Here is a 7912-nt window from a genome sequence, read left to right as displayed (position 1 = left end):
GGATGAGTATCAAAAATAACGAAGACAGCGCAACGCTAATAAAGCTGTAGACTGTAAAAGACTTTCCTACCTTTTTCCATCCCAAAATAGCCACAGGAATATTTAGTAATAATAATAAAAATCCAAGCGACACATGTATTGGTGTATAGTCACTTAACACCTTTGAAAGTAATTGGGCTATTCCTGTAAATCCACTTGAGTAAATATTTGCAGGTACCAAAAATAAATTCATCGCTAAGGCACCTAACAAGGAACCCGCTGCAACCACTCCTAGCTTCTTTATCTGGAGCCAAATCATATCTATTACCCCTTTATTGAGAGAATATAAATCCGTTGAAACGTTTTCTGTTATAGATAATTGTATTTTTAGTGTGAAACCGATAAACTGAAACTATAAATAGTTTGAAAGCAGGTGAGCTATATGCAGGTACGAATACTAGCTGATAGCGCATGCGATTTACCAAAAAGTTTTTATGAAGAGCACCATGTGACTTTATTTCCTTTAAAAGTTGAGATTAATGGCAAAGAATATGAAGATGTAAAATCAATTGATCCGAACACCGTATATGAAGCAATTCGTAGTGGAATTGTTCCAAAAACATCCCAAGTCTCCCCTCTTTTGTTCGAGGAAGTATTTACCGAAATGGCAGAAAAAGGTGAAGACGGGATATACATAGCTTTTTCTTCAGAATTATCTGGTACATATTCTACTGCTGTTATGATTCTTGACCAAGTGAAGGAAAAATATCCAAATTTTAATTTAACAATTGTCGATACTAAATGTGCTTCGCTTGGAATTGGTCTAGTGGTTCGAGAAGCAGCGGTTCTTGCTGCTAAAAATATTGGAAAAGAAAAAATATTAGAAGATGTGCAATTTAGAAGCACTCATATGGAACATCTTTTTACCGTAGAAGATTTAGATTATTTAGCAAAGGGAGGGCGTGTATCCAAAGCCTCTGCTTTTCTAGGAGGATTATTGAATATTAAGCCTATCCTCAATGTAGAGGACGGTAGACTTGTCCCAATCGAAAAAATACGCGGTAAGAAAAAAGTGATGCGGCGCATCATCGAAATTATGAAGGACCGCGGCGCTGATATGGATAACCAAGTCATTGGAATTAGCCACGCGGATTGTGAAGAAAACGCTATAGAAATGAAAGCAATGATTGAAGAAGAATTCCATCCGGTCAAAGTTTTTATGACTTCAATCGGTTCGGCAATCGGGTCCCATACAGGTGCTGGTACCATCTCCATTTTCTTCTTAAATAAAATACCAAAAAGTGAGTGAGGCACATCCCTCACTCACTTTTTTTGAGAATTGTCCAGCTCTAGCACCCTAGCGGCTAGTGTCCTTCCCTCTCCGCCCTACGATAAGTCATCATCGATCGCTAACGCTCTTCGTGTTTCCTTTATCTCGGTTGGAGCGCTCCAGGCCATACGCCGCTGAACAGGGCGCTTGCGCTTTTCTTATTTATGGTCTGTCTTCTTGGAGTATTGATTTTTTCCAGCTTGACGATTTTTTTCGCGCATCATATTTTTTTCATGGCGAAGGGCATTGTTGTCTTTCGCTTTTTTATCGTTGTCTGAAGTGTGCGGCATAACCTTACCCCTTTCAAATAGATTCACACTTAGTTTCTGTCAATTTGAAAAGAGTATGTAAAAACATTAATCTTTCTTCACGTAGGTCCAATTGCCCTCTTGGTATACTCTGCCCTCTTTCATAAGTTTTCCAAGCGCACGTTTAAAGGCACCTTTACTTAGGTTGAATCGATCTTTTATATCTTCAGGCATGCTTTTATCGTTATATGGCATGGCACCATTTCTACTCATCAAATACTCATAAATTCGTTCCGCATCAACATCTTGCGTTTCCTCTTTTCTTGCCAGCAAGGAAACATTGATTGTACCATCTTCTTTCACATCAATAATTCTACCTTCAACCTTTTCTCCAATCCGCGGCTCTTGCTGTCTTTGTGACTCATGAATGAATCCTTTAAAACCTTCTATAGTGTAAATCCAACTGCCGACTTTGGCTGTTCGGTAAATATGTCCTTGCACATTTTTATTAAAATTTGCTCTTGTTGCTTTTACAGAAATAGATTCAATCACTGGGTCGGTAGCCAGCTTTGCGTATAGGAGATAATTGCTGCTTAGCTTTAAAGTAATATAAACTAAATCTCCAGGCTGGGGCCAGACGGATTTATGTACAGGCAAATCATCAATACCTAACAAGATATCCTTTGGAAGTCCAATATTTAAAAACACACCAATCCTTGGGTTTGAGTCGGTAACCTTCACCCAAGCATAATGTCCAATCGCTACTTCTGGAATATTGGTTGAAGCAGAGATTCGACCCTCTGAATCAACATAAAGAAATACCTCAACCTGATCATTTTCTTCAAATTCTTGATGGGCTTGATTAAAATGAAGTAATACATCTTCATTACCATCTGTTAAAAAATACCCAAACGAAGCTTTCCTAGCTACAGTTAATGTGGTGGTTTGACCGATTAATTCATTTAAAGACATATATTGCTCCTCTTTTCTACTCACGGAGAATTAATTAAGTTCTTTTGAGCACTCCATTCCATATGTACGGAACGGACGCGTCCTCTTCAAATAGTTGTTTGAACTGCTATATTTTACTATAATGTACCCATAAAGGGAAACTTTCTTCAGGTGTGGTTTAAGATATTGTTAATAAAATGGAGGTTTTTGTTATGTCAAAAGATAGCTCATTTGATATTGTATCTCAAGTTGACTTATCAGAAGTATCAAATGCGATTGCCCAAACAATGAAGGAAATTGGTACACGTTATGATTTTAAAGGCAGCAAAAGTGAAGTCTCACTTGATAAAGATAAAGAAGAACTAGTGCTTGTATCCGATGATGAATATAAAATGGATCAACTTAAGGATGTATTATTTAGCAAATTAATAAAACGAGGAGTTCCAGTTCGGAATCTTGACTATGGAAAAGTCGAAAAAGCATCCGGCGGAACGGTTCGTCAACGTGCAAAAATGGTTCAAGGGATTGATAAAGAAAATGCAAAAAAAATTAATACCATTATTAAAAATAGCGGTGTCAAGGTGAAAAGTCAGGTTCAGGACGACCAAGTGCGTGTTAGCGGTAAAAACCGGGATGATTTACAAAAAATTATCTCCCTTGTGCGTGAGGCTGACTTAACAGTGGATGTCCAGTTTATAAATTACCGATAAAAAAACGGCGGAAGGATGATTAAATCCTTTCGCTTTTTTTATCATCATTATTTTTCATAATTTGACCCATTTATCTAAAACTAATAAGGAGTAAACACTTGGAGGTATTAGGTAATGAGCAACAATCAAAATCAACAAAAGAAGACCTTTCCTGCACAACATCAAAATCATCAGCCCGGCATAGAAAGTGAAATGAATCCTCTGCCCATTTCGGTTGACCCCAATTATCAGCCAAGTAGAAAATTAACTGGAAAAACAGCGATTATTACTGGTGGCGACAGTGGGATTGGTAAATCAGTTGCTATTTATTTTGCCAAAGAAGGGGCAGACGTAGCGATTATTTATTTAGAAGAGCATCAAGATGCAGAAGAAACAAAGCAATTAATTGAAGCAGAAGGGCGAAGATGCCTGCTTTATTCTGGAGACATTGGCAGTGAAGATTTCTGCAAAGAGACCGTGAATAAGATTCATTCTGAATTTGGCAGGTTAGATATACTTGTCAATAATGCAGCGGAACAACACCCGCAAAAAAGTTTATTATCAATTACATCTCAACAATTGGAAAAAACATTCCGTACAAATATTTTCTCCTTTTTCCATATGACAAAAATGGTTCTCCCTTTTTTAAAACAGGGAGCATCGATTATTAATACTGCTTCCATTACGGCTTACAAGGGGCATGAACAATTATTAGACTATTCTTCAACCAAGGGAGCAGTAGTTTCCTTTACCCGCTCTTTAGCACTGTCCCTTGCACCTCAAGGGATTCGAGTTAACGGTGTGGCTCCAGGTCCAATATGGACACCGCTAATTCCTTCGACTTTTACAGCAGATCAAGTTGCTACATTTGGTTCCAATACGGCAATGGGTAGAGCAGGACAGCCATATGAACTAGCAGCTAGCTATGTTTTTCTTGCCTCAGATGACTCCTCCTATGTCAGCGGACAAATGCTTCATGTAAATGGTGGAGAAATTATTAACGGCTAAAAAAATGTCGGGGAAAGTCCCCCGACATTTTATCTTTTATTTTTTCTTAACTTCATTAGAAATAAGAAAAACAATAGGTAAACAACAACTAACCCTGCAATTAATGGAAAATTGATGCCGCTTTTTTCAGTTGCAACATACACTTCCGAATTATCCCGATCTAGAATGATCATATATTTATTATCATTACTAGTTACTTTATCTCCTCCCAGCAGCCCCCTCAGTTCTTGTCCATCTTTAATCTGTTCATTTGTTAATGCTACACTTTGGGACTTACTGGAATTATTGATCGCAATAATGGAGGTTTCACCTTTATACACACGTTTATAAACAACCATACCCTTATGATCATAAAGTGTCTCCATTGTTCCTCTTGTTAAGGATGGGAGTTGATTCCTCAATTCACCCACCTTGGTAATATAATCAATCAATTCCTTTTCAGCCCTGAAGCTCATTTGCCCGCGGTTATCAGGAATTTCTCCACCATTTAAAGCAATTTCTGTCCCATAATAAATGATAGGAATGCCTGGGGTGGTATAAAGGTACAACATGGCTGTTTTCCATCGTGATCCTGGAAATTGTTTCTTTGCCACAATATCACTTGTAAATCTTGATGTATATTCATTATCCAAAAAATTAGCTCTTAAAAAAGATTTCTGATCATTATCGACATCTTCGTATAGAGTGCTAAAGGACTGATCCGTACTTGCAAATGTCTTTCTTAACTTTTCACTATACGGATAAGTAACGACACTGTCTATCCCCGCGCCTGTATATTTTTGTACATCTATAGGAGTATTATTTGACAGTACCCCTAATAGAAAAAAGTCCTTCTTTCCCTTCTTTACTTCATTTGAAAAGTCGGTCCAAAAGCTGACAGGAACATAGTTTACTTCCGGTAAACTAAATCCATCAATATCTGTTTTATGAATCCACCATTTTGCTGTATCTACTAAGTATTTTTTCACTTCTGGGTTGTCCTGATTAAGATCGGGCAATCCATCAATCCAGCCTTGCTCAGGATCCTTCTGTTTTTCATCTCCAGATATTATCTCTTGTTTTGCATGAAACCAGTCCTGCTTGCTAGAATCACTTAGCCAAGGATGATCCGCCGCTACATTATTCGTCACAAAATCGATGATTACCTTCATTTTTCGTTTGTGGGCTTCTTTTACTAACGTTTGAAAAGATTTCATCGTGCCAAAATGCTCATCAACTTTATAAAAATCCTTTACCCAAAATCCATGGTACCCATTTTTTGTATTGTCAAAAATAGGACTTAATCGAATCGCAGTAAAACCCATATCATGTATGTAATCTAACTTATCAATAATTCCCTGGATATCTCCGCCATTATATACCAAAGGATCTTTTGTATTTACATCAATATCATTATTCCGATCTCCATTGTTGAAACGATCAATCATAATGGAATAAACAGATTCATCCTGCCATAAGCGTTCTTTCTTTTCAACAGCCGCATGTGCAGAAAGGGATGAATTAAGTAATAACATGATTAAAATAAGTGTGATTTTTTTCATATAGTTATATCCTCCTCTAAAAAAGGGAAGAGGATATCCTCTTCCCTACACTATTTTAATCTAATCCAATTTTTATTCCAAATTTAAATTCTTTGTTTACCAAAAAATAAAACCTAATTCACTATGTTAATATTATAATCCTTAAACCATGTGTGCAGTTGCACAAGGTACGCCAATAATTGAGGACCTGTCATCAACTGGCCAAACCAAGGTTCTTGAAATGAATTCCCACCAGACTTCACGATATTTTCAAGTTGCTCTTTATTAAAAAATTCATGTAATGCGGAGGATTTATCCCGTAAAATATTTTCCACCTGTTTTTGGACGGCAATGGTGTAAGCAGGATTGTGTGTCTTCGGATACGGGCTTTTTTTACGATACAATACTTCCTCTGGTAAAATACCTTCAAATGCTTTTCGAAGAATTCCTTTTTCTCTCCCACGATACATTTTAATTTCCCATGGGATATTCCACACATATTCAACAAGGCGGTGATCAGCAAATGGAACCCTGACTTCGAGACTTGCACCCATGCTCATCCGGTCTTTCCGATCAAGCAATGTGGTCATGAAGCTTATCATATTAATATAAAATAATTCTCTCCGTTTTGTTTCTTCCACGCTTTCACCATCTAATCTTGGCGTTTCAGCGATAGCCTGATAATACTTTTCCATTACGTAATCATTCAATTTAAGTTTATCCTGCCAATGTGATTTCAACAAATTTTGTCGTTCTGCTAATGACCGCATCCACGGAAACCCTGGCCGTTCTAAATCTTGTTTTCGATGGAACCAAGGGTACCCGCCGAAAATTTCATCTGCACATTCCCCGGATAGGCTAACAACAAAATCCTGTTTGATTTCCTTACAAAACCAAAGTAATGAGGAGTCAACATCTGCCATCCCTGGAAGGTCTCTTACATGGGTCGCTTCCACCAAATCATTCACCAATTGCTCCTGAGTAATTATTTTGTTATGGTGAATGGTCTTAAATTTATCCGTAATCATTTGAATAAATTTTCCATCAGCATCTGGTTGGAATTCTGTTGAGGAAAAATATTTGTCATTACCTTCATAATCAATGGAGTAGGTGTGGAGCTGCCCTTTGTTTTGGTCCTGAAAACCCTTTGCAGCAATCGCAGTAATGATGCTTGAATCTAAACCGCCAGACAAAAAGGTACTTAATGGAACATCCGAAACAAGCTGCCTCGTTACAGCATCTGTTACTAAATAGCGGACCTTTTCAGCGGTCTCCTCCACGCTGTCCTTATGTTCTTCACTTTTTACATTCCAATAACGCCAAATTTTTAGACCATTCTTTGAAAATGTTAGAGCATGTGCCGGCCTTAGTTCATTAATTCCTTTAAAGACCCCGGAACCTGGCGATCTAGAAGGCCCAATTCCAAAGATTTCAGCAAGACCTTCTTGATTGATTTCAGTTTTCACTTCTGGATGGGCTAAAATAGCCTTGGTTTCAGAAGCAAATAAAAGACCTTTCTCATGTTCCCTGAAGAATAATGGTTTTACTCCTAAGCGATCTCGGCCTATAAAGAGCTGCTCCTTTTTGCTATCCCAGACAGCAAATGCATAAATTCCGTTCAAATAATTTACACACTCTTCCGCCCATTCTATATAGGCAGATAATAGAACTTCTGTATCAGAATGACCTTTAAATGAATATCCTTTAGTATGGAGAACTTTGCGGATATCTTCTGTATTATACAATTCCCCATTATAGCAAATGGTGTAATTATATCCGTCTTTTTGTTTGGACATTGGCTGTCTTCCCCCTTCAGGGTCAACAACAATCAGTCTTTTATGACCAAAAGCAACATTTCCATCAGACCAGATGTTTGTTTCATCAGGGCCTCTTTTTGCCAGAGTATTTGTCATTTTGGTCAGTGTTCCTACTTCGTTTTTGAGTGACCTATCAAAATTAATCCAGCCTGTAATGCCACACATTTCCTTTCACACTCCTCATTAACAGAACTACTGTACATGAATCATGTTTTATAGTATTCAGCCCATAGGAAATGGTTAATTGTCCAAAAAGAAAAGCGGAAGGCTGTGTAAGGAAGTCAGATTTTTAAGATTGGCTGTGTTAAAGGTTAATGTTGTTTTGGCACTCTGTTGACCTTCGTTCCAGGCACGAAGACTCCTGCGGGAG

8 protein-coding genes are annotated in these 7912 nt (G+C 37.7%); 3 read left to right on the top strand and 5 right to left on the bottom strand.

Features of this window, described 5'->3' with window-relative positions:
• Nucleotides 1-298: YitT family protein (locus tag V7659_RS14865; RefSeq protein ID WP_335540660.1), on the bottom strand; the 298-nt coding region annotated here is incomplete at its 3' end.
• Nucleotides 299-421: 123 nt separating this feature from the next.
• Between V7659_RS14865 and V7659_RS14860 the strand changes: the two genes are divergently transcribed.
• On the top strand, nucleotides 422-1288 hold the full coding sequence (locus V7659_RS14860) for a DegV family protein (protein WP_335540659.1): 867 nt from the start codon (nucleotides 422-424) through the stop codon (nucleotides 1286-1288).
• A 179-nt stretch (nucleotides 1289-1467) separates the two neighbouring features.
• On the opposite strand, the gene V7659_RS14855 is transcribed toward V7659_RS14860, so the two are convergent.
• Both V7659_RS14855 and V7659_RS14850 read right to left on the bottom strand, forming a co-directional pair.
• Nucleotides 1468-1599 carry a DUF3941 domain-containing protein gene (locus V7659_RS14855; RefSeq protein ID WP_081825501.1) on the bottom strand — a complete coding sequence of 44 codons (132 nt, stop codon included), beginning with the start codon at nucleotides 1597-1599 and terminating at the stop codon, nucleotides 1468-1470.
• Nucleotides 1600-1665: 66 nt separating this feature from the next.
• On the bottom strand, nucleotides 1666-2529 hold the full coding sequence (locus V7659_RS14850) for a CvfB family protein (protein ID WP_335540658.1): 864 nt from the start codon (nucleotides 2527-2529) through the stop codon (nucleotides 1666-1668).
• A 191-nt stretch (nucleotides 2530-2720) separates the two neighbouring features.
• Here V7659_RS14850 and V7659_RS14845 point away from each other — a divergent pair, with 191 nt between their 5' ends.
• Nucleotides 2721-3218 carry a YajQ family cyclic di-GMP-binding protein gene (locus tag V7659_RS14845; protein WP_335540657.1) on the top strand — a complete coding sequence of 166 codons (498 nt, stop codon included), beginning with the start codon at nucleotides 2721-2723 and terminating at the stop codon, nucleotides 3216-3218.
• A 114-nt stretch (nucleotides 3219-3332) separates the two neighbouring features.
• The gene (locus V7659_RS14840; RefSeq protein WP_335540656.1) at nucleotides 3333-4205 is read left to right on the top strand and encodes an SDR family oxidoreductase; all 873 of its coding nucleotides are present in this window, start codon (nucleotides 3333-3335) and stop codon (nucleotides 4203-4205) included.
• Nucleotides 4206-4234: 29 nt separating this feature from the next.
• Here V7659_RS14840 and V7659_RS14835 read toward each other — a convergent pair whose 3' ends face one another.
• Nucleotides 4235-5746, bottom strand: coding sequence for an alpha-amylase family glycosyl hydrolase (locus V7659_RS14835; protein WP_335540655.1), 1512 nt, complete (start codon nucleotides 5744-5746; stop codon nucleotides 4235-4237).
• A gap of 113 nt (nucleotides 5747-5859) precedes the next feature.
• Nucleotides 5860-7707, bottom strand: coding sequence for an asparagine synthase (glutamine-hydrolyzing) (asnB, locus tag V7659_RS14830; protein WP_335540654.1), 1848 nt, complete (start codon nucleotides 7705-7707; stop codon nucleotides 5860-5862).
• Between the last annotated feature and the right edge of the window lie 205 nt (nucleotides 7708-7912).

The sequence above is a fragment of the Neobacillus drentensis genome (assembly GCF_036966985.1).
Lineage (GTDB): Bacteria > Bacillota > Bacilli > Bacillales > Cytobacillaceae > Neobacillus > Neobacillus drentensis_E.
Note: the sequence above shows the minus strand (reverse complement) of the source record. Positions and strands in the feature narration are given on the sequence as shown.